Consider the following 22,045-nt stretch of genomic DNA (forward strand, 5'->3'; position numbering starts at 1 on the left):
TCGCCCGTACCGGCTCTGCATGTCCGAGCCTTCCGAGCCACGCTTTCCCGGCGGCGCAGCCCAGGTCGGCCAGCACATGACCACCAGCGTGCCCCAGGCGGCGGCGCTCGGCATGACGCTGGTCTCGGTGGGCGAGGCGAAGGGCTGCATGGCGGTCCCCTGGCGGGAGGACCTGGTGGGCGATCCGGACACCGGCGTCATTGCCGGCGGCGTGGTCACCAGCCTCCTGGACCACACCTGTGGCCTGGCGATCAGCGCGGCCGCCAAGGGCCAGATGTTCGGCACCGCGACCCTCGACCTCAGGATCGACTACATGCGGCCCGCCGCGCCGCGCGCCGGCGTCACCGCCGAGGCGCACTGCTACAAGCTCACCCGCTCCGTCGCGTTCGTGAGGGCGCAGGCCTGGGACGCCGATCCGGCCGATCCTATCGCCACCGTCCAGGCGGCTTTCATGATGAGCCCGAGGTCCGCGTGAGCGAGGCCGACCACGCCAAGCTGGGGGCCTTCCTGCAGCGGGCGCCCTACGTGCGCTTCCTCGGCATGCGCGCCGAGCTCGCCGGCGACGAGATGACCGCCATCCTGCCGTTCTCGCCGCATCTCGTGGGCAACACCACCATCCCGGCCCTGCACGGCGGAGTGATCGGCGGCTTCCTGGAGATGACCGCGCTCGCGCAGCTCTGGGTCACGCAGGGCTCCGGCAAGCTCGCCAAGACCATCGACGTCACCATCGAGTACCTCAGGCCCGGGCGCGCCATGACGACCTACGCCCGCGCCGACCTGCGCACGGTCGGCCGCCGGGTGGCCAACGTCCACGTCGAGGCCTGGCAGGAGGCCAGGAGCCATCCGGTCGCGGCGCTGCGCGGCCACTTCCTGCTGGCCGGCGACTGATCCGCTCCGTGAGGGGAAGGCCAAATCGCCCTTGAGCCGCCGCGTGCGGGGCGCTACCGCCAGCGGCGATGTTGCAAGGTCTCTCCCATCCGGCGCGCGCGGCGAAGAGCTGGCCTTTCGAGCAGGCGCGCCTGCTGCTGGAGCGGATCCTGCGCCTGCGCCTGGCCGACGCCGAGCGCGATCTCGCTGCGACCCTGATCGGCGCGGACAAGATCGCCGAAGCCGTCCGCACCCTGCCCGCGCTGAGCGAGCCGGTGATCTTCCAGTGCGGCTTCGGCGCCTCGGGCCTGCCGCACATGGGCACGTTCGGCGAGGTCGCCCGGCCCACCATGGTGCGCACCGCCTTCCGCGCGCTCACCGAGGACGCCATCCCCACCCGGCTGATCGTCTTCTCCGACGACATGGACGGCCTCAGGAAGGTCCCCGACAACGTGCCCAATCGCGAGATGCTGGAGGAAGACCGCGACAAGCCGGTCACCGCGGTGCGCGACCCGTTCGGCGAGCACGAGAGCTTCGGCGCCCACAACAACGCCCGCCTGCGCGCCTTCCTCGACGGCTTCGGCTTCGACTACACCTTCATGTCGTCGAGCGAGACCTACCGGTCGGGCCGGTTCGATGGGGTGCTGCTCACCATCCTGGAGCGGTTCGACGCCGTCCAGGCGATCATGCTGCCGACCCTCGGCGACGAGCGGCGGGCGACCTACTCGCCGTTCCTGCCGATCAGCCCGAAGTCGGGTCGTGTGCTGCAGGCGCCCACGCTGGAGCGCCATCTCGAGCGCGGGACCATCGTGTTCCGCGACGAGGATGGGAGCCTGACGGAAGTCCCGGTCACCGGCGGGCGCGTGAAGCTGCAATGGCGGCCCGACTGGGCGGCCCGCTGGACCGCCCTGAAGGTCGATTTCGAGATGTCCGGCAAGGACCTGGTGGATTCGATCCGGGTCTCCAGCCGCATCTGCAGAGCGCTTGGCGGGGAACCGCCCGAGACATTCCACTACGAGCTCTTCATGGACGAGCACAACCAGAAGATCTCCAAGTCCAAGGGCAACGGGCTCACCATGGAGGAGTGGCTGCGCTACGGCACGCCCGAGAGCCTCGCCTACTACATGTACCAGTCGCCGAAGTCGGCGAAGCGGCTCTACTTCGACGTCATCCCCAAGGCGACGGACGAGTACCTGTCGCACCTCGAGGCGTTCAACCGCGGACGGCGGGAAGCCAACGCACCGCCGATCGACAACCCCGCCTGGCATGTCCATCGCGGCGCGCCGCCGGAGGGGGGCTCGCCCGTCTCCTTCTCGCTGCTGCTCAACCTGGTCTCGGCCGCCGACGCCTCGACCAAGGACATCCTCTGGGCCTTCCTCGCCCGCTACATCCCCGGCGCGACGCCGCAGAGCGAGCCGATGCTCGACAAGCTCGCCGGCTACGCGATCCATTACTACGAGGACTTCGTGAGGCCCGCGAAGCGGTTCCGCGCCCCTGAGCCTCGCGAGCGGGCGGCCATGGAGGCGCTAGCCCGCCGCCTGGAGGCGCTGCCGGCCGGCGCCGACGCCGAGACCATCCAGAACGCGGTCTTCGAGGTCGGCAAGGACGCCGCCTTCGAGCCGCTGCGCGCCTGGTTCGCCGCCCTCTACGAGGTGCTGCTCGGCCAGCCCACCGGCCCTCGGTTCGGCTCATTCGTGGCGATCTTCGGGATCGACCGCACGCTGCAGCTCATCCGCCGCGCGCTGGCGGGCGAGCTGGTCGCCGCCTGAGCGGGCGACCACGTCGGCCTCGTTCGACCGGTGCTCCGGCGCGAATTGCGCCGATCTGAGCGCAGGCCAGCCGATGTTGGATCGCGTCACGATTATCTTTGCGGCGGCCCGCAACGAATGGAAGCTCCCGGCGCTTCCGCCCGCAGTTGGCGTTTGGCCCAGGGCCGGAGGTCGCCGATGCGGGCGCGTAACCGAAGCTGGTTGATGGCGATCGTCGCCGCGGCAGGGCTGATCGCCTCGCTCTTCGCCTATTTCCAGCGGGGCGGTGGAATCTCCCACACCGGCGGTGCGGCGTTGGTCATCGTCTCGACGGCGATCATGCTGGTCGCGACCCTCGTCCTGGCGCTGGCGCAGGGCGCGCCCGGCTGGCTGCGGGGCCTGCTGCTCGCGGGCTGTCTGATCGACGATCTGGGCACTGGGCTCGCCGCCTATTTCCTGCACGCGTGGCTGCTTGTGGCGCTGATGGTCGTGGGTCTCGCAGGGTGGCTGATCGCGATGCTGGCCGGCCGGGGGGGAGCCGCGGCCCGGGAAGCCCACTCATGAGGCGACGCGCGCTCATCGGCGTGGCGATCTTCGCAGCCGCCATATCGGCTTTGGCCTACGCCTTCGCCCCGTCGCCGGGCGCCGCGCCTGCCGCCGGCGGCGGGGTCTGGTCGACCTTCAACGGCGACCTCATGGCCCAGAAGTACGCCGCCGACATCCAGATCACGCCCGGCAATGCGGCCCACCTGAAGAAGGTCTGGGAGGTCCACACCGGCGACGTCTCGCACGGCTCGGGGGGCGTGCCGGCCACCGACTGGTCGGCGACGCCGCTGTTCGTCAACGACACGGTCTACGTCTCGACGCCATTCTACCGGATCTTCGCGATCCAGCCCGACACCGGCCACGTGAAGTGGGTGTTCAACCCGCACGCCACCCTCAAGGCGCTCACCCAGCCGGAAATGAAGACCCGCGGCGTCGCCTATTGGCAGGCGGCCAATCCGGTTCCCGGCCAGCCGTGCCAGAAGCGCGTTTACGTCGGGACCATGGAGGGCAAGCTCTACGCCGTCGACGCCGACACCGGGCGGCCCTGTGTGGACTTCGGCCGGGGCGGGATGGTCGACGTCAATCAGTGGAACACGGTCAATCCGGTCTGGCCGCTGTCGCTCCTGCAGCCGCCGACGGTCTACGGGGACATGCTGATCGTCGGCTGGGCCGGCAAGGATTGGGCGTCCAAGACCGCACCGCCCGGCTGGGTTTTCGCCCTCGACGCGCGCACCGGCAAGCTGAAATGGACGTTCAATCCCCTGCCGCCGAACAGCTGGCAGGCGACGGGCACGTCAAACGTCTGGGCCTCGATGTCGGTCGATCCCGAGCATGGGCTCCTCTACCTGCCGGTCTCCTCGCCGAGCCCGAACTTCTACGGCGGGAACCGCAGGCAGCCCCTGCCCTACGCCACGTCGATAACCGCACTCAATGCGGAGACCGGACAGGTGGTCTGGGCCCGCCAGCTCGTCCATCACGACCTGTGGGACTACGACATCAATTCGGCCCCGACGCTCGTCGACATCCAGAAGGACGGCCGCACGATCCCGGCCCTCGTGCAATCGACCAAGATGGGCTTCATCTTCGTGCTAAACCGGCTAACGGGCGAGCCGATCTACCCGATAGTGGAACGGCCGGTCCCCGCCTCCAACGTTCCCGGAGAGCAGGCCTCGCCCACCCAGCCCTATGCCGACCTCCCCGCCCCGGTGATCCCGGACCGTTGGCCGGGCGTCTCGACCTTGGCCGACGTCTTGAGCTTCGGCCAATGCAGCCGGCGCGCCAAGCAGCTCCGCTATCTCGGCAAGTTCACCCCGCCGAGCCTGGGCGCCGGCAGCCTGGAATATCCCGCCACCGCCGGCGGGGTGGAGTGGGGCGGCGGGGCTGTCGATCCCGCGACCCAGACGTACGTGGTCAACACCTCGAGCGTGGCGATGATCTACCAGCTTCTCGATCGCCAGAAGTACCAGGCGCTGAACCACGCCGAGGACCGCGCCAACTACTACGCCCAGTCGGGCACGCCCTACGGCGTGCACCTCACGAACTTCCTCAACTGGCTTGGCATGCCGTGCTGGAAACCGCCCTACGGCGCGATCATGGCCTACGACCTGAAGACCGGCCGCACCCTCTGGCGCGAGCCATTCGGGGTGGTCCAGAAGTGGGGCTTCTACATGCCGCCTTCCTGGGGCTCGGTCACGATCGGGGGACCGGTGATCACCAAGACGGGCGTCATTTTCATCGGCGCCTCCATGGATTCGAAAGTCCGAGCCCTCGACGAACGGACCGGCCGGCTGCTCTGGTGGGCGCAGGTGGACGCCCCCGCCGTCGCGCTGCCGGCGGTCTACACCTACCGCGGCCGCCAATACGTGCTCTTCACCGCCGGCGGCAATTCGATCCTGACACCCCGGCTCGGGGACCAGCTCGCCGCCTTCGCCCTTCCCTAGGGCTCCTCCGGGACGGTCAGGTCCCGCCCATCCCTCGCGATCCACCCGGGCGGGCTTGTCCTTGCTCCCCGCCTGTGGCGAGACTGCCGCTCGATGGAGCAATCGGGCGAATACCGCATCGAGTCGCCGGCCGAGGCGGTCTGGGCGGCGCTCAACGATCCGGACGTGCTGGCCCGCTGCATCGCCGGCTGCCAGTCGATGGAAAAGGTCTCGCAGAGCGAGTTCCGCGCCAAGGTGAAGGCCAAGGTCGGTCCGGTCAGCGCGTCCTTCGACGCCGAGCTCACGCTCAGCGACGTCGACCCGCCGCACGCCTACACCGTCTCCGGCCGGGTGAAGGGCGGGCCCGCCGGCTTCGGGCGCGGCTCGGCCCGGGTGGAGCTCGCCCCCGACGCCGGCGGGACCATCCTGCGCTACCACGTCCAGGGCAGCGTCGGGGGCAAGCTCGCGCAGATCGGCTCGCGCCTGGTCGACGGCTCGGCGCGGAAGCTGGCGGAGGATTTCTTCGCCGCCTTCGCGGAGATCGCGGTCGAGCCGCAGCCGCGCTAGATTGCCTTGAGCTCCGAGGAGGGGCCCCGCCGATGAAGCTGTCGCTCACTGTCAACGAAACCGCCCACGAGCTCGAGGTCGCGCCGAACGCCCTGCTGGTCGAGATCATCAGGGGCGATCTCGGGCTCACCGGGACCCACGTGGGCTGCGACACCAGCCAGTGCGGCGCCTGCACGGTCGAGATGGATGGGCGGGCCGTGAAGTCGTGCACGGTGCTCGCCGGCCAGGCGCAAGACGCCCGCGTCACCACCATCGAGGGCCTGGGCGCGCCGGGGAACCTGCATCCGATGCAGACGGCCTTCCAGGCGCATCACGCCCTGCAGTGCGGCTTCTGCACGCCGGGCATGATCATCAGCGCCATCGACCTCGTGAAGCGCGCCGACGGACGCCTTGACGAGGCCGCGGTGCGCGAGGGGCTCGCGGGCAACCTCTGCCGCTGCACCGGCTATCACAACATCGTCGAGGCGGTGCTCGCCGCCGCGGGCCAGATGTGAGGACGAGATCATGAGCGACCAGGGCATCGGCCAGCGGGTGAAGCGCCGCGAGGACGTCCGCTTCATCACCGGCAAGGGCCGCTACACCGACGACATCAACCTGCCGGGCCAGGCCTACGCGGTCTTCGTGCGCTCGCCGCATCCGCGGGCGCGGATCAAGACGATCGACGCCTCAGCGGCCCGGAAGGCTCCAGGCGTGGTGGGCGTCTTCACTGGCAAGGACCTGGCCGCCGACGGCATCGGCGCCCTGCCCTGCGGCTGGCTGGTGAAGTCCAAGGACGGCTCCGACATGAAGGTCCCGCCCCGCCCGCCGCTCGCGATCGAGACGGTCAATTTCGTGGGCGAACCCTATGCCGTGGTCATCGCGGAGACGCTCGGCCAGGCCCGCGCCGCCGCGGCGCTCGTCGAGACCGACTTCGAGGAGTTGGAGCCGGTGGTCTCGCTGGCCGAGGCGACGGCGGGTCCGCAGATCCACGAGGGGATCGAGGCCAACCGCTGCTACGACTGGGAGCTGGGCGACCAGGCCGCCGTGGACGCCGCCTTCGCCAAGGCCGCCCACGTGACGAAGCTGGAGTTCGCCAACAACCGGCTGATCCCCAACGCCATCGAGCCGCGCGCGGCGGTGGCGACCTATAGCGCCCCCACCGAAGAGTTCACCCTCTACACGACCAGCCAGAACCCGCACCTGGAGCGGCTGATCCTGGCCGCCTTCGTGAACCTCGCGCCCGAGCACAAGCTGCGCGTCATATCGCCGGATGTCGGCGGCGGCTTCGGCTCGAAGATCTTCGTCTATCCGGAGGAGACCGCCGCCGCCTGGGCCGCGCGGCGCACGAACCGTCCGGTGAAGTGGACCGCCGACCGATCGGAGGCCTTCCTCTCCGACGCCCACGGCCGCGACCATCTGACCACCGCCGAGCTGGCGCTCGACGCGGCGGGGACCTTCCTCGCCATGCGCGTCCGCACACGGGCGAACCTCGGGGCCTATCTGTCGACGTTCGCCTCCTCGGTGCCGACCTACCTCTACGGCACTCTGCTCGCCGGCCAGTACCGCACGCCGGCGATCCATGTGGAGGTGGAGGCCGTCTTCACCAACACCGCGCCTGTGGACGCCTACCGCGGGGCCGGCCGTCCCGAAGCGACCTACGTCGTGGAGCGCCTCGTCGAGACCGCCGCGCGCGAGACGGGCGTCGATCCGGCCGAGCTCCGGCGGCGCAATTTCATCCAGCCCGACCAGTTCCCCTACGAGACGCCGGTGGCGCTGGTCTATGACACCGGCGACTACCAGGCGAGCCTGGAGAAGGCGCTGAAGCAGATCGACTATGCCGGCTTCCCCGCGCGCCGAAAGGTCTCCGAAGCCGCCGGCAAGCGGCGCGGGCTCGGGTTCTCCTGCTACATCGAGGCCTGCGGCCTGGCCCCATCGCAGCTCGCCATCCAGCTGGGGGCGGGCGTCGGCCTCTACGAGAGCGGCGAGGTGCGCGTAAATCCCACCGGCTCGGTCACGGTGTTCACCGGCTCGCACAGTCACGGCCAGGGCCACGAGACCACCTTCGCCCAGATCGTGTCCGACAAGCTCGGCGTGCCGTTCGAGTCCGTGGAGGTGGTGCACGGCGACACCGGGCGGCTGGAGTTCGGCCTCGGCACCTACGGCTCGCGCTCCGTGGCGGTCGGCGGCTCGGCGCTGATCAAGGCCTCCGACAAGATCATCGCCAAGGGCAAGCGGATCGCCGCCCACATGCTGGAGTCCGCGCCCGATGACGTCGACTTCGACGAGGGTGTCTTCGCCGTTCGCAAGACCAACAAGAGCCTGACCTTCGGGGAGGTGGCGTTCGCGGCCTACGTGCCGGCCAACTTCCCGGAAGACCTGGAGCCCGGTCTTTCCGAGAAGAGCTTCTACGACCCGAAGAACTTCACTTTCCCGGCCGGCTGCCACATCGCCGAGGTGGAGGTCGATCCGGAGACCGGGGTGGTCGTTCTGGTCCGCTTCGTGGCGGTCGACGATTTCGGCGAGGTGATCAACCCGATGATCGTCGAAGGCCAGGTGCACGGCGGCATCGCCCAGGGCGTCGGCCAGGCGCTGCTGGAGCACGGAATCTACGACGAGAGCGGCCAACTCGTGACCGGCTCGTTCATGGATTACTGCATGCCCAGGGCCGATGACCTGCCGAGCTTCGAGGTGGACACCACCGTCACGCCCTGCACGCACAATCCGCTGGGCGTGAAGGGCTGCGGCGAGGCCGGGGCGATCGGCGCGCCGGCGGCGGTGATGAACGCGGTCACCGACGCGCTGCGGGTGAAGGACCTCGCCATGCCCGCTTCGCCCGAGCGGGTCTGGCGCGCCCTGCAGGCGGCTTGAGGGAGCGCTCGCCATGAACGGTTTCGACTATCACCGTCCCGAGACCCTGGAGGCCGCCGTCGCGGCTCGCGCCGGGGCGCCGGACAGCGCCTACCTGGCCGGCGGCATGACCCTGATCCCCACCCTCAAGCAGGGCCTGGCCGAGCCCTCGGACGTGATCGACCTCGCCGCCGTCGCCGGGCTCGCCGGGATCGGACTCGAGGTGGACCGGCTGACCATCGGGGCCATGACCCGCCACGCCGACGTGGCGGCCTCGGCCGAGGTCCAGCGGGCGATCCCGGCGCTCGCCTATCTCGCCTCGGAGATCGGCGACGCCCAGGTGCGCAACCGCGGCACGCTCGGCGGCTCGCTGGCCAACAGCGATCCGGCCGCCGACTACCCGGCCGCGGTCATTGCGCTGGGCGCGCGCATCGTCACCGATCGCAGGACGATGGCGGCGGACGACTACTTCAAGGGCCTGTTCGAGACCGCGCTGGAGCCGGGCGAGCTGATCCGCGCGGTGGAGTTCCCGGTCCCCAGACGCGCCGCCTACCGCAAGTTCCGCCACCCCGCCTCGCGCTACGCCGTGGCGGGCGTCTTCGTCGCGGAGATCGGCGAGGGGATCCGGGTGGGCGTCACCGGCGCGGGGCCCTGCGCCTTCCGCTGGACCGCCTTGGAGACGGCGCTCGCCGGCAAGCCTGCCCCCGCCGCAGCCGAGACGGCGCCGTTGGACTTCCGCCGATTCAACGCTGACCTGCACGCTTCCGCCGAGTACCGCGCCCAGCTGGTGCGCGTGATGGCCAGGCGCGCGCTCGCCAACCTCGCCGCCTGAGGCCCAGCGCCTCGTTCAAAAAGCACGAATCTTGCCCGCTTGCGCCGGCGCCATGCGCGGAGATTGCGCGCCGCAGCGGTGAGGCTCGATCATCCTGCCCGGACGCTGCGGAAACGCGGACGGGGGGCGCCTGCGAGTGCATTTCGCGGCTGCAACAGTAACCTTGACGTAAACGGAAAGAACAGTCTTAGCTGACGGCGTAAACGACAACGGGGGCTCCCACCGGAGGACGCCATGATCGCCGATCTGCGCCGGCCGCACCGCACGTACACGATCCGCCAGCTGTGCCTGGAGTTCAAATGCACGCCCAGGGCGCTGCGCTTCTATGAGGACAAGGGCCTGCTCTCGCCGGCGCGCGAGGGCCTGAACCGCGTCTACAACTACAAGGACCGCGCCCGCCTGCAGCTGATCCTGCAGGGCAAGCGCGTGGGCCTCTCGCTGGCCGAGATCGGCGAGATCCTCGACCTCTACGAGGTCGGCGACGGGGGCGCCCAGCAGGCGGCCAAGTCCCTGAAGAAGTTCCGCGAGCGGATCGTCGCCCTGGAACGCCAGAAGATCGACATCGACGAGCAGATCGCCCAGCTCAGGCAGGGATGCGAAGCCATGGAGAAGCGGCTCGAAGCGACCCGGCCCGACCTGCTGCCCCGCGCCGTCGACTACGACCAGACCATGCGCCGCCAGCTCGACGGCGCCGAGCACTGAGGCCGCGCTAGGCGCCCGATCGGCCGCGCCCTAGACTCGGCGCCCCGGCGCAGGCGGAACAGCCGCCTGCGCCGGCTTGCGTTGGCGGAGCCCCGATGACCTACCAGCCCCCTGTCCGGGACCACCTCTTCATCTTCCGTGACCTGCTCGAGCTGGAGCGCTACGCCAACCTGCCGGCATTCGCCGACGCCTCGCTCGACGTGGTCGAGCAGATCCTTGACGAGGCCGCCCGTTTCACCTCCGAGGTGCTGGCGCCGCTGAACGCGGTCGGCGACAAGGAAGGCTGCCGCTGGAACCCGGACTTCAGCGTCACCACGCCCGCAGGCTTCAGGGAGGCCTACAGCCAGCTGGTCGAGGGCGGCTGGCCCGGCCTCGGCTCCGCGCCCGAGTGGGGCGGTCAGGGCCTGCCGCACGTCGTGAACCTCGCCTTCTCGGAGATGAGCTCGGCGGCCAACATGGCCTTCTCGATGTACCCCGGCCTCACCCACGGCGCCTATTCGGCGATCCTGGTCGGCGGCAGCGAGGCGCAGAAGCAGCTCTACCTGCCGAAGCTGGCGAGCTTCCAGTGGGGCGGCACCATGAACTTGACCGAACCGCAGTGCGGCACCGACCTCGGCCTCATCCGCACCAAGGCGGTTCCGGCGGAAGACGGGACCTACCGGATCTCGGGCCAAAAGATCTGGATTTCCGGGGGCGAGCACGATCTGACGGAGAACATCGTCCACCTGGTGCTCGCCCGCATCGAGGGCGCGCCGGCCGGCACCCGCGGCATCAGCCTGTTCATCGTGCCGAAGTTCATCCCCGACGCCGACGGCGAGCCGGGCCGGCGCAATTCGGTGAAGTGCCTGGGCCTGGAAGAGAAGATGGGCATCCACGGCAACGCCACCTGCGTGATCAGCCACGAGGAGGCGACGGGCTGGCTGGTGGGCGAGGAGAACCGCGGGCTGGCCCTGATGTTCGTGATGATGAACGAGGCCCGGCTCGGCGTCGGCATGCAGGGTCTGGCGCAGGCCGAGGCCGCCTACCAGGCCGCCGCCGAGTTCGCCAAGGAGCGCCTGCAGGGCCGCTCGCTGACCGGGCCGAAGAACCCCGACGGCCCGGCCGATCCGATCATCGTTCACCCGGACGTGCGGCGCATGCTCATGGACGCCCGCGCGATCATCGAGGGCGGCCGCGCCTTCCTCTACTGGACCGCACTGCACGGCGACCTGGCCGAGGCAAGTCCCGATGAGGCCACCCGCCAGAAGGGCCGCGACTACATGGCCCTGCTGACGCCGGTGCTGAAGGCCTTCCTCACCGACCGCGGCTTCCGGGTCTGCTCGGACGCGATGCAGGTGCACGGCGGCTCGGGTTTCACCGAGCACTTCCCGGTGAGCCAGTACCTGCGCGATTGCCGCATCGCGCTGATCTACGAGGGGACCAACGGCATACAGGCGCTGGATCTCGTCGGCCGCAAGCTGGCCGCCGACGGGGGCCGGGCGATGATGAGCTTCTTCGCCGAACTCGATGGCTTCGTGGACGCCAACGACGGCGAGGCCCTGCAACCCTTTGTCGCCCCGCTGCTGAAGGCCAAGGCCGAACTGCAGGAGGCCACCATGTGGCTGATGCAGAACGGGCTCGCCAACCCCGACAACGCCGGCGCCGCCTCCACCGACTACCTGCACCTGTTCGGGCTGACGGCGCTCGCCTACATGTGGGCCATGACCGCCAAGGTGGCGCAGGCGAAGCTCGCGGCCGGGAGCTCCGATCCGATCTATGCCGCCAAGCTGACGATCGCGCGCTACTACATGGACCGCGTCCTGCCCGAAACCGCCGCGCATCTGGCGAAGCTCAAGACCGGCGCCGAGCTGGTGATGGCGCTGCCGGCGGAGGCCTTCTGATGGCGACCTATCGGGCGGGGGTGGAGTGGCGGCTCGCCGACGGCGAGGACTTCGCCAAGGGTCGCTACGGGCGTGGCCACGAGGTGTTCTTCGAGGCCGGCCACCGGATGCGCGGCACCGCCTCGCACCATGTGGTCGGCAAGTGGGCCGAGGCCGGCGCGGTCGACCCGGAGGAGATGCTGGTCGCCTCGATCTCCGCCTGCCACATGCTGACCTTCCTGCACGTCGCCCGCGAGGCCGGCTTCGTGGTGAGCCGCTACTTCGACGCCGCCGAAGGGGTGATGGAGAAGACGCCCGAAGGCCGCACGGCCGTCACCCGCGTCACCCTGCGTCCCGGCATCACCTACGCCGGCCGCGTCCCCTCGCCCGAGGAGCGCGAGCGTCTGCACCACCGCGCGCATGAGGAATGCTTCATCGCCAACTCGGTGAAGACCGAGGTCGTCGTCGAGGAGAAGCTCAAGGCTTGAGGAGTTGGGCCAGGCGCGCGCGCAGCGCCGCCACGTCCTTCAACTCGCACTCCCAGAGGATCTCGACGCGCCAGCCGCCGGCCTCGAGGGCGGTGCGGCTCCAGGCGTCGCGGGCCCGGTTGCGGGCGAGCTTGGCGACCCAGTAATCGCGATTGGCCTTCGGCACGCGGGCGCCCCTGGCGCAATCGTGGCCGTGCCAGAAGCAGCCGTGGACGAAGAGCGCGAGCCGACGCCCCGGGAGCACGATGTCGGGCGAACCCGGCAGGTCCTTGCGGTGCAGCCGGTAGCGTGCGCCGAGGGCCGTCAGCGCGCGACGCACCTTCACTTCCGGCGTGGTGTCGCGGCCCTTCACCCGGCGCATCACCGCCGAGCGCTTGTCGGCGGGATAGACGTCGCTCACAGCCCGTCGAACAGGGCGGTGGAGATGTAGCGCTCGGCGAAGCTCGGGATGATGGTGACGATCAGCTTGCCCGCCATCTCGTCGCGCGAGGCGACGTCGAACGCCGCGACCAGCGCCGCCCCCGAGGAGATGCCCACGGGCAGGCCTTCCTCGCGCGCAGCGCGGCGGGCCATGGCGAAGCTGTCCTCGTTGTTGACCTGGACCACCTCGTCCATCACCCCTCGGTCGAGGATCGAGGGCACGAACCCCGCGCCCAGGCCCTGGATCTTGTGCGGCCCCGGCGGCCCGCCGGAGAGCACCGCCGACCCGGAGGGCTCGACGGCGATCATCTTCACCGAGGGCTTGCGGGCCTTCAGCACCTGGCCCACGCCGGTGATCGTCCCGCCGGTGCCGACGCCGGAGACCACCGCATCCACGCGCCCCTCGGTGTCGTGCCAGATCTCCTCGGCCGTCGAGACCCGGTGGATCAGCGGATTGGCGACGTTGTCGAACTGTTGCGGCATCACCGCCCCGGGCGTCGCCTCGACGATCTGGCGCGCGCGGGCGACGGCCCCGGCCATGCCCTTTTCCGGCGGCGTGAGCTCGAGCTTCGCGCCGAGCAGCAGCAGCATCTTGCGCCGCTCCAGCGACATGCTCTGCGGCATGACCAGCACGCACCTGTAGCCCTTGGCGGCGCAGACGAAGGCGAGCGCGATGCCGGTGTTGCCGCTGGTCGGCTCGACCACTGTGCCGCCGGCCTTCAGCAGTCCCTTGGCCTCCATGTACTCGACCATCGCGACGCCGATCCGGTCCTTCACCGAGGCGAGCGGATTGAAGAACTCGAGCTTGGCCACCACCTCGGCCTTCGGCTTCAGCGCGGCCGAGAGCCGGGGCAGGCGGACGAGGGGCGTGTCGCCCACCAGGTCGAGAACGGAATCGAAGATCTTGCCCCGGCCGGCGCGGCGATAGCGCGCGGCGTCGTAGACCTTGTCGGGAGTGGCGTCCATGCACGGACCTCGGATGCGGAGACTGCCCTTCGTGCCCGCGAGCCTAAGACTTCCTGAGGGGATTGGAAGCCCAGCTACTCCGCCGCCATCGCGGCCGATCCCGCCAGCAGCGGCTCCAAGAGGTGCTCGGCGAGCCATCGCACCACCGGCGCCGCCACCCCGTCGCCGACCACCATCAGCGCCGAGGTCGCGACCTTCGGCAGCTGGTAGGCGTCCGGAAGGCCCATCAGCCGCGCCGCCTCCCGCGGCGTCAGCAGACGAGTGCGTATCGACGCCTGATCCGCCACCACGATCGCCTGGCGGGAAGATCCGCCGCGCGGGGTGCGCAGGCACCCGGCGAGCCCATCGAAGCGCACTTCGGCCCGCTGGACCCTTCGCCCATCCTCCACGCGCATGCGCCGGAACAGGGCGCCGGCCGCTGGCTCGCCGCCCGCCCGAGCCGTCTCCAGGCGCGCGCGGTGGAGCGGGTTCATGAGCGCGAGCCATCGCGCGGTGCGCTCGGGCGCGTGCCAGGCGACGGCGTCGTCGTCTTCGAGCACCGCCGCGAGGTCGGAATTGCGGGACGGCGGCGAGGCCGCCCGCCACCAGATCCAGCTCGAGGCGAGCGCCGACGGCAACCGCCCGAACGCCGCGCGGACCGCGCGCGTCTGCCAGGGTCCCGGCCCGGTGAGCCCGAGCGGCGGCGGCTCGCGGGAGGCGATGATGAACACCCGCGGACGTGACTGCGGCAGGAAGGCCGCCGCATCGATCTCCAGAGCCCCGAAGCGGTAGCCCAGGGCGGCGAGCGAGCCGGCGAGCGCCTCGAAGTCCTTGCCGCCGTGCGAGGTGAGCAGGCCGGCGACGTTCTCGATGACCACGATCGGCGGCGCGCGCCGCTGGTTCGCAAGACCCACGATCAGCCGCCAGAAACCGTAGAAGGCGGAGGATCGTCCGCCCGAGAGCCCCGCCCGCGCGCCGGCCAGGCTGAAGTCCTGACAGGGGCTGGAGGCCCAGGCCAAGTCGGCGCGGCCGGGCAGGTCCGACGGCTGCAGCATCCAGACATCGCCCTCACGGAGGTGGGCGTCGCCATCGGGAAAGTTGGCGCGGTAGGTCGCCGCCTTCACCGGATCGAAGTCGTTGGCGAACAGGCAGCGCCACTCGTCGCCGAGACCAAGCCGCGCCATGCCGCCGCCGGCGAAGAACTCGTAGAAGGTGAAGCAGCCCCGACTCACAGCCGGAGCCTAGCCGATTTTGGCCCAGGTCAGCCCTTGCCGACTTCCAGGGTCGGAATCTGGGAGCGCGGCTCGGCCTTGATCCGGTGCGGCCCGGGCAAGGCGAGTCCGATCGCGATCGCCGCCAGCACGGCGGCGACCATCAGGATCTTCGGCGTCATAACGGGTCCCTCGTCCGTTCTACGCAGCGCCATATTGTCTCCTCGGGCCTTAATGGGGCCGGAACAAAAAGGCTGAATCGTTCGTGAGTTCCGACAGCCCAGCTCGGCGCAACTAACCGCTTGACCGCGGCGGCGCCCCGGGCCGCTAATTACCGGCGATAACAAATCGATCGCCCGGGGAGGCGAGCCATGGAACGAGCCTATGACCTGGTGGTCCGCGGCGGAACGGTCGTCGACGGCGGGGGCGGCGAGCCCTTCGCGGCCGACGTGGGCGTCAAGGGCGGCGTCATCGCCAAGGTCGGCCAGATTGCGGGCTCCGGCGCCGATGAGATCGATGCGCGCGGCCAGATCGTCATACCGGGCTTCGTCGACGTGCACACCCACTACGACGGCCAGGCGACCTGGGACGAGCGCATGCAGCCCTCCTCCTGGCACGGCGTGACCACCGTCGTCATGGGCAACTGCGGCGTGGGTTTCGCGCCCTGTCGCCCGGGCGACCACGACCGGCTGATCCGCCTGATGGAAGGCGTCGAGGACATTCCGTTTCCGGTGCTCTCCGAGGGGCTCCCCTGGAATTGGGAGAGCTATCCCGAGTACTTCGAAAGCCTCGCCGGCCGCCGCTTCGACGTCGACGTCGGCAGCCAGCTGCCACACGCCGCCCTGCGGGTGTTCGTCATGGGCCAACGGGGCGTGGACCGCGAGCCTGCGACCGAAACCGACATCAACGCCATGGCGGCGATCGCCAAGCGCTCGATGGAGGCCGGCGCGATCGGCTTCGGCTCCTCGCGCACGCTGAACCACCGTTCCTCCGACGGCTCGCCGATCGCCACGCTGACCGCCGGCGAGGACGAGCTCACCGGCATCGCCATGGGCCTGGCCGCGGCGGGCCGCGGCGTCCTGCAGTTCGTTTCCGACTTCAACGACCCGGAAGCCGAGTTCGACATGCTGGAGCGGCTGGTGGCCAAGTCGGGCCGGCCGCTCTCCTTCTCCCTGGTGCAGAGCCCGCGCGATCCCAGGCAGTACAAGTATCTGCTGGAGCGGCTCTCGGCCGCCAAGGCCAAGGGCCTGACCATGCGGGCGCAGGTCGCCAGCCGCCCGGTAGGCGTGCTGTTCGGCCTCGAGCTCACCGTCAACCCGTTCAGCTCCTATCCGAGTTACCGGGCGATCAAGGACAAGCCGCTCGCCGAACGCGTCGCCGCTCTGCGCGACCCCGAGTTCCGTGCGCGCCTGCTCGCGGAGGAGCCCGAGTCGCCTCGCGCCCCGGGCAATTCCAGCACCCGCCCGTGGGAGCGCATCTACCTGATGGGCGAGGAGCCGGACTACGAACCGACGCGGGAGACCTCGATCGCGGCGCTCGCCGCCGCCCAGGGCAAGGACCCCCACGAGATCGCGCTCGATCACATGCTGACGGGCGGCGGGCGCGGGATGCTCTACCTGCCGATCCTCAACTACGCCGACTACAGCCTCGATCCGGCCCACGAGATGCTGAACCACGAGTGCGTGGTGCCGGGCCTCTCGGACGGCGGCGCTCATGTCGGCATGATCTGCGACGGCAGCTTCCCGACCACCAACCTGGTCCACTGGACGCGCGACCGCAGCCGCGGGCCGAGGATCCCGCTCGCCAAGATGGTCAAGGCGCAGTGCCGCGACACCGCCGAGACGGTCGGGCTCCACGACCGAGGGCTGATCGCCGAAGGGTTCCGCGCCGACCTGAACGTCGTCGACTACGAGCGGCTGAAGCTGAAGGCGCCGCAGGTGGCCTATGACCTCCCGACCGGCGGGCGGCGGCTGATCCAGCGGGCCGACGGCTACACGGCGACGATCGTCAAGGGCGAGATCACCTACCGCGACGGCGAACCCACGGGCGCCCTGCCCGGGCGTCTGCTGCGCGGGGGGCAGGCCGCGCCGGCGGCCATGGCGGCGGAATAGGCCATGGCCGACGATCGCCCCGAGTTGCAGCCGGTTCCGCTGGAGACGGCCTGCGAGTGGACCGCCGAGGACGTCCGCGACGAGGCGCTCTGGACGGAGCACCTGACGTCCGGCGAGCTCGAGGAGCTGGAGCGCGCGATCGCCGTCGCCGAGGCGAAGTCCGACGACTTCCTGCAGATCGGCAAGGCCGACTTCCCGCTGCCGACGCTGGCGTCTCGCCTCAAGCGGATCGAGGCCGAGCTGATCGATGGCCGCGGCTTCGTGCGGATCCGCGGCCTGCCGCGCGAGCGCTGGTCCAACGACCAGATGTGCCTGGCCTATTGGGGCATCGGCGCGCATCTCGGCCGGCCTTGGCCGCAGAACGCCAAGGGCCATTTGCTGGGCGACGTCACCGACCAGGGCAAGCAGCCGGGCGATCCGACCGCCCGTGGCAACGAGCTCGGCCAGATTCCGCTCGACTTCCACTGCGACGGCTCCGACCTCGTGGGCCTGCTCTGCCTGCAGACCGGCGTCTCGGGCGGCCTCTCGGCGGTCTGCAATTCGGTGGCGCTGCACAATCGGCTGGTGCGCGAGCGGTCGGACCTCGCCGCCGAGCTCTACAAGCCGCAGCCTTACGACTACCGGGGCGAGCAGCCGCCGGGCGGACGCGGCTGGTATCCGATGCCGGTGTTCACCGCCTATGGCGGGCGGCTGTTCGTGCGGCTGATCCGCGGCTACATCCTGGCCTCCCAGCGCCACGCCGACGCGCCGAGGCTCAGCGACCGCGCCGCCGCGGCGCTGAGCTGGATGCAGGCGGAGGCCGAGGGCGGCCGCTACTCGGTGGTGATGGACTTCCAGCCCGGCGACATGCAGTTCATCAACAACTACCACGTGCTGCACGGGCGGACCGGCTACGAGGACGACAAGGCAAGCGGCCGGGTGCGCCACCTCAAGCGGCTCTGGCTGGAGACCGAGGCGCTGCGCGAGCGGCCCGAGCAGTTCCGCAACCGGATGGGCTCGCACTGGGCGCAGAGGGCCTTGATCAGCCGGCTGGACGCGGTCCAGTAGCGCCGCGCCGCATGGCCATGGCGAGCGAGTCGGCGGCATAAGGGGCCGATGTCCCTCGCCGTCGCCGAAGCCGAACTTCAGCCGCTGGACGCCGCGCGCGAGATCCTCAGGCGCACATTCGGGCACGCGGAGTTCCGCGGGTTGCAGGCGCCGGTGATCGCCGAGCTCTTGGCCGGCCGTTGCGCCATGGCGGTCCTGCCGACCGGCGGCGGCAAGAGCGTCTGCTACCAGATCCCGAGCCTGCTGCGCCCAGGTCTGGGGCTGGTGGTCTCGCCGCTGATCGCGCTGATGGCCGACCAGGTGGCGGGGCTGCAGCAGTCGGGCGTCGCCGCCGCGCGCCTCGACTCCAACATCGATCCCACCGAAAAGGCGGCGGTCTGGCGCCGCATCGAGGCCGGCGAGCTCGACCTGCTCTACGTCTCGCCGGAAGGGCTGATGCAGCCTGCCATGCTGGAGCGCCTTCGCCGCACGCCGCTGGCCCTGATCGCCATCGACGAGGCCCACTGCGTCAGCCAGTGGGGCCATGACTTTCGCCCCGACTACCGGATGTTGGGCCGCCTGGCCGAGCTGTTCCCCAGTGTCCCGCGGCTGGCGGTGACCGCCACTGCAGACGCGCGCACCCGCGACGACATCCGCGAACAGCTGCAGCTGGACGGCGCGAAGGAGTTCGTCGCCTCGTTCGCGAGGCCCGAGCTGATCCTTTCGGCGGAGCGCAAGCGGGGCTCGAAGGAAAAGCGCGTGACCGAGCTGGTGACGGCGCGGCCGAACCGCTCGGGCGTGGTCTATGCGGGCTCGCGCGAGGGCGCCGAGAAGCTGGCGGCGGCGCTGCGGGCGGCCGGCGTGCCGGCGCTCGCCTATCACGCCGGGCTCGAGCGCGAGTTGCGCAATCAGCGCCTCGAGAACTTCCTGGAGGCCGACGCCGACGTGATGGTGGCGACGATCGCTTTCGGCATGGGCGTCGACAAGCCCGACGTGCGGTTCGTGATCCACGCCGATCCGCCCGCCACGATCGAAGCCTACTGGCAGGAGATCGGCCGCGCCGGGCGGGACGGCGATCCGGCCGAGGGCATCACTCTCTATGGCGCGGCCGACCTCGCCTGGGCGCTGCGGCGGATCGCGGAGCGCGACGTGGACGAGGCGGTCAAGCAGGCGCAGGTCCGCAAGGTCCGCCAGCTTTACGCCATGCTGGACGGGACCGGCTGCCGGGCCGCGGCGGTGCGGCGCTACTTCGGCGAGGCCGACGTCGAACCGTGCGGCCAATGCGACCTCTGCCTCGGCCAGGTGGCGACCTTCGATGCGACCGAGGCCGCCCAGAAGGCGCTTTCGGCGGCGCACCGGCTGGGCGGCCGGTTCGGCAAGGGCCGGCTGGTGGAGCACCTGCTCGGCAAGACCAAGGACGTCTCGCCGCAGGAGGCCGCGCTCTCCACCTGGGGCATCGGGACAGAGCTGCCGGCCGCGGCCTGGCGCGACCTGATCGAGCAGCTGCTGTTCGAAGGTCTGCTGCGCGAGGACCCGAACGAGGGCCGGCCGCTGGTCGGCCCTGGCGAGGCCGAGGCGGTGCGCCAGGTGTTCCGCGGCGAGCGGCGCATCGCGATGCGCAGGGCCGTCGCCGGCGAGGCGAAGCCCGGGCGCAGGAAGCGCGGCGAAGGCCATCCGATCGCCGCCTCCGACCGGCCGGTGTTCGAGGCGCTGAGGGCCTGGCGGGCGGGAGCGGCGAAGGCCCAGCACGTGCCGCCCTACGTCATCTTCCACGACGCGACCCTGGCCGAGATCGCCACCGCCCGGCCGGGATCGCGCGCAGCGCTGGTGCGGCTCTCCGGCGTCGGCGAGGGAAAGCTCGCCCGCTACGGCGCCGCGGTGCTGGAGGTGGTCGCAAGGTTCGGCAATGCCCAGCCGGATGATCGGCCGGCATAATTGTCGAGCAGGCGCGGAAGCGCCGCCGCACCGGAAGTGAGCCCGAGGCGCGGGAGGCGCGCGTCGATGGGGGAAGGGAAAAGAGACTTCGCCGATTGTCACGCGACGGGCTTCGCCGGCGGGGAAAATCGCGCCAGTCTCGCCTCACTTTCCGACCTGGAAAGTTTTCACTTGACGACATGGAAAGCGACGTTAGTTTCCGGATTGGAAAGTGAGGAGCGCGCCATGTCCCCCATCTCTGAAGCCGAGGGCCTGGAGGCCCTGAACCAGATCGCCGCCGCCAATCGGGAGATGGCGGATCGGGTGAAGGGGCCCGGCTGGTACAGCTGGTCGCTCAGCCTGATGATGGGCGGCCTGGCGGCCGTCCAGGAATTCCCCCTACCGGTGATCTTCGGCTACGAGGTGTTCTTCTTCGTCGCCTTGTTCTTCCTGGTCCGCGCCTATCGCCGGACCACCGGCGTCTGGATCCCGGGATACCGGGCGGGCCGCACCCGCTGGGTGGCGATCGGGGGCGCCCTTGTGCTGGCCGCGGTCATGATGGGCGGGGTGTACCTCTACTGGGAGATGGGAATCCACGGGGCGTGCATCGCAGGCGGCGTGATCCTCGCGGCGCTCACCCGCGTGCACTGCTACCTCTGGGCGAAGGCCTATCGCCGCGATCTCGGGGTGGCCTGATGTCGGCCGGATTCGACCCGGTGATCCACCCGCCGCCGCGGCTGCAGATCTGCGCCCGACTGGCGGCGGTGGAGACCATGGATTTCGCGCGGCTGCGGGAGATGCTGGACGTCTCCGAAAGCGTTCTCTCCAAGCACATCAAGACCCTCGAGGAAGCGGGCTACGTGGCGGTCCGCAAGGTGGCTTCGAACGGGCGCCAGCGCACCTGGCTGGCGCTGACGCAGGCGGGCCGCAAGGCGTTCGCCGCACATGCTCGGGCGCTTCGCGCGCTGGTCGGCGAGCAGGACCTAGCGGCGGAGTAGGCGCTAGAGCGTTCGGCCATCGAGTTGAATCGATTGTGATCGCGGCTGGGATTCCGCAGGGGGGCGGCATGTGAGTCCATGAGGCTTCCTGATTCGGGGAGGCGGACATGGGTGCGGCGCATTCGGAGGATCTTCGATCACGGGTTGTTGCGGAGGTCGCGGCGGGCAGCTCGCGGCGGCAGGCGGCGGCGCGTTTCAAGGTGAGCCCGGCCTCGGCGATCCGCTGGACCACGCTGGAGGCGCAGACGGGCAGCGTGAGGGCCCGGCCTCGGGGCGGCAAGAGCTCGCCGCTGGAGCCGCACGGCGGCTGGCTCAAGGACCTGGTGGCGAAGGAGCCGGACCTGACGCTGGCGGAGATCGAGCTGCGGCTGCTCGACGGGCTGGGCCAGAAGATCACCGAGCGGTCGATCCGGCGGTTCTTCAAGCGCCACGCGATCAGCTATAAAAAAAACGCTGCACGCCTCCGAGCAGACGCGGCCCGACGTGGCCGAAGCGCGCGAGCGCTGGAAGGCCGGCCAGGCCAGCCTTGATCCGACGAAGCTGGTCTTCGTCGACGAGACCGGGACCAACACCAAGATGGTCCGCGCCTACGGTCGCGCGCCGAGGGGCCAGCGGCTGCTCGGCCGCCAGCCCTTCGGGCACTGGAAGACCACCACCTTCACCGCCGGACTGCGCTGCGATGGGATCACCGCGCCCTTCGTGCTGGACGGCGCAATGAACCGCGAGGCCTTCCTGGTCTACCTCGACAAGGTGCTCGGGCCGACGCTCAGCGCCGGCGACATCGTGGTGATGGACAACCTGCCGGCGCACAAGGGCGAAGCGGTCAGGACGCGCATCGAGGCCAAGGGCGCCAAACTGCTCCTGCTGCCGCCCTACTCCCCCGATCTCAACCCGATCGAGCTGGCCTTCTCAAAGCTCAAGGCGCTGCTGCGCAAGGCCGCCGAGCGCTCCGTGGGCGGGCTCTGGGATCGCATCGGACAAGTGCTCGACGCCTTCACACCACAAGAATGCGCCAACTACTTCCGCCACGATGGCTATGCCTCAGCTTGAGCGCCGAACGCTCTAG

Annotated in this window: 22 protein-coding genes; 18 read left to right on the forward strand and 4 right to left on the reverse strand. The window is 70.2% G+C overall.

What is annotated here, in order from left to right; genetic code table 11:
• Positions 1 to 19: 19 nt before the first annotated feature.
• From Q0W60_RS01690 to Q0W60_RS01745, 12 genes are all read left to right on the forward strand, one after another.
• A complete protein-coding gene (locus Q0W60_RS01690) occupies positions 20 to 475 on the forward strand; it encodes a PaaI family thioesterase (protein WP_366074887.1) in 456 nt (151 codons plus the stop codon).
• Positions 472 to 888, forward strand: coding sequence for a PaaI family thioesterase (locus Q0W60_RS01695; protein ID WP_297691909.1), 417 nt, complete (start codon positions 472 to 474; stop codon positions 886 to 888). Before Q0W60_RS01690 ends, Q0W60_RS01695 begins: the two co-directional genes overlap by 4 nt.
• A gap of 68 nt (positions 889 to 956) precedes the next feature.
• Positions 957 to 2,636, forward strand: a complete 1,680-nt coding sequence (locus Q0W60_RS01700) for a lysine--tRNA ligase (protein ID WP_297691911.1) — start codon at positions 957 to 959, stop codon at positions 2,634 to 2,636.
• Positions 2,637 to 2,840: 204 nt separating this feature from the next.
• Positions 2,841 to 3,179, forward strand: a complete 339-nt coding sequence (locus Q0W60_RS01705; protein ID WP_297691913.1) for a hypothetical protein — start codon at positions 2,841 to 2,843, stop codon at positions 3,177 to 3,179.
• On the forward strand, positions 3,176 to 5,101 hold the full coding sequence (locus tag Q0W60_RS01710) for a pyrroloquinoline quinone-dependent dehydrogenase (RefSeq protein ID WP_297691916.1): 1,926 nt from the start codon (positions 3,176 to 3,178) through the stop codon (positions 5,099 to 5,101). The genes Q0W60_RS01705 and Q0W60_RS01710 overlap by 4 nt, the downstream gene beginning before the upstream one ends.
• Positions 5,102 to 5,194: 93 nt before the next feature.
• Positions 5,195 to 5,647, forward strand: coding sequence for a carbon monoxide dehydrogenase subunit G (locus tag Q0W60_RS01715; RefSeq protein WP_297691917.1), 453 nt, complete (start codon positions 5,195 to 5,197; stop codon positions 5,645 to 5,647).
• 32 nt (positions 5,648 to 5,679) lie between these two features.
• On the forward strand, positions 5,680 to 6,141 hold the full coding sequence (locus Q0W60_RS01720; protein ID WP_297691919.1) for a (2Fe-2S)-binding protein: 462 nt from the start codon (positions 5,680 to 5,682) through the stop codon (positions 6,139 to 6,141).
• Between the two features lie 10 nt (positions 6,142 to 6,151).
• Positions 6,152 to 8,494, forward strand: a complete 2,343-nt coding sequence (locus Q0W60_RS01725) for a xanthine dehydrogenase family protein molybdopterin-binding subunit (protein ID WP_297691921.1) — start codon at positions 6,152 to 6,154, stop codon at positions 8,492 to 8,494.
• Between the two features lie 13 nt (positions 8,495 to 8,507).
• Positions 8,508 to 9,305: a xanthine dehydrogenase family protein subunit M gene (locus Q0W60_RS01730; RefSeq protein ID WP_297691923.1), complete on the forward strand. Its 798-nt coding sequence runs from the start codon at positions 8,508 to 8,510 to the stop codon at positions 9,303 to 9,305.
• Between the two features lie 234 nt (positions 9,306 to 9,539).
• On the forward strand, positions 9,540 to 10,007 hold the full coding sequence (locus Q0W60_RS01735; RefSeq protein WP_297691925.1) for a MerR family DNA-binding transcriptional regulator: 468 nt from the start codon (positions 9,540 to 9,542) through the stop codon (positions 10,005 to 10,007).
• Between the two features lie 95 nt (positions 10,008 to 10,102).
• Entirely contained in the window at positions 10,103 to 11,887 is a 1,785-nt protein-coding gene (locus tag Q0W60_RS01740) for an acyl-CoA dehydrogenase C-terminal domain-containing protein (protein WP_297691927.1), read from the forward strand.
• Entirely contained in the window at positions 11,887 to 12,354 is a 468-nt protein-coding gene (locus Q0W60_RS01745; RefSeq protein WP_297691929.1) for an OsmC family protein, read from the forward strand. The genes Q0W60_RS01740 and Q0W60_RS01745 overlap by 1 nt, the downstream gene beginning before the upstream one ends.
• Here Q0W60_RS01745 and vsr read toward each other — a convergent pair.
• The 4 genes from vsr to Q0W60_RS01765 all read right to left on the reverse strand — a co-directional run bounded on the left by vsr (position 12,344) and on the right by Q0W60_RS01765 (position 15,112).
• Positions 12,344 to 12,754: a DNA mismatch endonuclease Vsr gene (vsr, locus tag Q0W60_RS01750; RefSeq protein WP_297691931.1), complete on the reverse strand. Its 411-nt coding sequence runs from the start codon at positions 12,752 to 12,754 to the stop codon at positions 12,344 to 12,346. The genes Q0W60_RS01745 and vsr overlap by 11 nt on opposite strands.
• A complete protein-coding gene (gene cysK / locus Q0W60_RS01755) occupies positions 12,751 to 13,740 on the reverse strand; it encodes a cysteine synthase A (protein WP_297691933.1) in 990 nt (329 codons plus the stop codon). Before cysK ends, vsr begins: the two co-directional genes overlap by 4 nt.
• 74 nt (positions 13,741 to 13,814) lie before the next feature.
• The gene (locus Q0W60_RS01760; RefSeq protein ID WP_297691935.1) at positions 13,815 to 14,951 is read right to left on the reverse strand and encodes a DNA cytosine methyltransferase; all 1,137 of its coding nucleotides are present in this window, start codon (positions 14,949 to 14,951) and stop codon (positions 13,815 to 13,817) included.
• A gap of 29 nt (positions 14,952 to 14,980) precedes the next feature.
• Complete coding sequence (locus tag Q0W60_RS01765; RefSeq protein ID WP_297691937.1) at positions 14,981 to 15,112, reverse strand: hypothetical protein; 132 nt, start codon at positions 15,110 to 15,112, stop codon at positions 14,981 to 14,983.
• Positions 15,113 to 15,301: 189 nt separating this feature from the next.
• On the opposite strand from Q0W60_RS01765, the gene Q0W60_RS01770 reads away from it, so the two are divergent.
• From Q0W60_RS01770 to Q0W60_RS01795, 6 genes are all read left to right on the forward strand, one after another.
• Positions 15,302 to 17,041 carry an amidohydrolase family protein gene (locus Q0W60_RS01770; protein WP_297691939.1) on the forward strand — a complete coding sequence of 580 codons (1,740 nt, stop codon included), beginning with the start codon at positions 15,302 to 15,304 and terminating at the stop codon, positions 17,039 to 17,041.
• 3 nt (positions 17,042 to 17,044) lie between these two features.
• Positions 17,045 to 18,088, forward strand: a complete 1,044-nt coding sequence (locus Q0W60_RS01775; RefSeq protein WP_297691941.1) for a TauD/TfdA family dioxygenase — start codon at positions 17,045 to 17,047, stop codon at positions 18,086 to 18,088.
• A 48-nt stretch (positions 18,089 to 18,136) separates the two neighbouring features.
• Positions 18,137 to 20,002, forward strand: coding sequence for a DNA helicase RecQ (gene recQ / locus Q0W60_RS01780; protein ID WP_297691943.1), 1,866 nt, complete (start codon positions 18,137 to 18,139; stop codon positions 20,000 to 20,002).
• Between the two features lie 225 nt (positions 20,003 to 20,227).
• A complete protein-coding gene (locus Q0W60_RS01785; protein ID WP_297691945.1) occupies positions 20,228 to 20,677 on the forward strand; it encodes a hypothetical protein in 450 nt (149 codons plus the stop codon).
• Positions 20,677 to 20,979, forward strand: coding sequence for a transcriptional regulator (locus tag Q0W60_RS01790; RefSeq protein WP_297691947.1), 303 nt, complete (start codon positions 20,677 to 20,679; stop codon positions 20,977 to 20,979). Before Q0W60_RS01785 ends, Q0W60_RS01790 begins: the two co-directional genes overlap by 1 nt.
• Positions 20,980 to 21,086: 107 nt before the next feature.
• A protein-coding gene (locus tag Q0W60_RS01795) for an IS630 family transposase (protein WP_297691949.1) occupies positions 21,087 to 22,029 on the forward strand; the annotation gives its coding sequence in 2 pieces (ribosomal slippage) (positions 21,087 to 21,436 and positions 21,435 to 22,029; 945 coding nt in all).
• The last annotated feature ends 16 nt before the right edge of the window (positions 22,030 to 22,045 follow it).

Origin of the sequence: Phenylobacterium sp., assembly GCF_025934275.1 — a bacterium.
Taxonomy (GTDB): Bacteria; Pseudomonadota; Alphaproteobacteria; order Caulobacterales; family Caulobacteraceae; genus Phenylobacterium.

Coding starts and splice junctions, on each gene's coding strand:
- Q0W60_RS01765 (WP_297691937.1), bottom strand. CDS start 15,112: ATGACGCCGAAGATCCTGATGGTCGCCGCCGTGCTGGCGGCGATCGCG.
- Q0W60_RS01700 (WP_297691911.1), top strand. CDS start 957: ATGTTGCAAGGTCTCTCCCATCCGGCGCGCGCGGCGAAGAGCTGGCCT.
- Q0W60_RS01735 (WP_297691925.1), top strand. CDS start 9,540: ATGATCGCCGATCTGCGCCGGCCGCACCGCACGTACACGATCCGCCAG.
- Q0W60_RS01745 (WP_297691929.1), top strand. CDS start 11,887: ATGGCGACCTATCGGGCGGGGGTGGAGTGGCGGCTCGCCGACGGCGAG.
- cysK (WP_297691933.1), bottom strand. CDS start 13,740: ATGGACGCCACTCCCGACAAGGTCTACGACGCCGCGCGCTATCGCCGC.
- Q0W60_RS01690 (WP_366074887.1), top strand. CDS start 20: ATGTCCGAGCCTTCCGAGCCACGCTTTCCCGGCGGCGCAGCCCAGGTC.
- Q0W60_RS01720 (WP_297691919.1), top strand. CDS start 5,680: ATGAAGCTGTCGCTCACTGTCAACGAAACCGCCCACGAGCTCGAGGTC.
- Q0W60_RS01705 (WP_297691913.1), top strand. CDS start 2,841: ATGGCGATCGTCGCCGCGGCAGGGCTGATCGCCTCGCTCTTCGCCTAT.
- Q0W60_RS01790 (WP_297691947.1), top strand. CDS start 20,677: ATGTCGGCCGGATTCGACCCGGTGATCCACCCGCCGCCGCGGCTGCAG.
- Q0W60_RS01740 (WP_297691927.1), top strand. CDS start 10,103: ATGACCTACCAGCCCCCTGTCCGGGACCACCTCTTCATCTTCCGTGAC.
- Q0W60_RS01730 (WP_297691923.1), top strand. CDS start 8,508: ATGAACGGTTTCGACTATCACCGTCCCGAGACCCTGGAGGCCGCCGTC.
- Q0W60_RS01725 (WP_297691921.1), top strand. CDS start 6,152: ATGAGCGACCAGGGCATCGGCCAGCGGGTGAAGCGCCGCGAGGACGTC.
- recQ (WP_297691943.1), top strand. CDS start 18,137: ATGTCCCTCGCCGTCGCCGAAGCCGAACTTCAGCCGCTGGACGCCGCG.
- Q0W60_RS01775 (WP_297691941.1), top strand. CDS start 17,045: ATGGCCGACGATCGCCCCGAGTTGCAGCCGGTTCCGCTGGAGACGGCC.
- Q0W60_RS01770 (WP_297691939.1), top strand. CDS start 15,302: ATGGAACGAGCCTATGACCTGGTGGTCCGCGGCGGAACGGTCGTCGAC.
- Q0W60_RS01785 (WP_297691945.1), top strand. CDS start 20,228: ATGTCCCCCATCTCTGAAGCCGAGGGCCTGGAGGCCCTGAACCAGATC.
- Q0W60_RS01710 (WP_297691916.1), top strand. CDS start 3,176: ATGAGGCGACGCGCGCTCATCGGCGTGGCGATCTTCGCAGCCGCCATA.
- Q0W60_RS01715 (WP_297691917.1), top strand. CDS start 5,195: ATGGAGCAATCGGGCGAATACCGCATCGAGTCGCCGGCCGAGGCGGTC.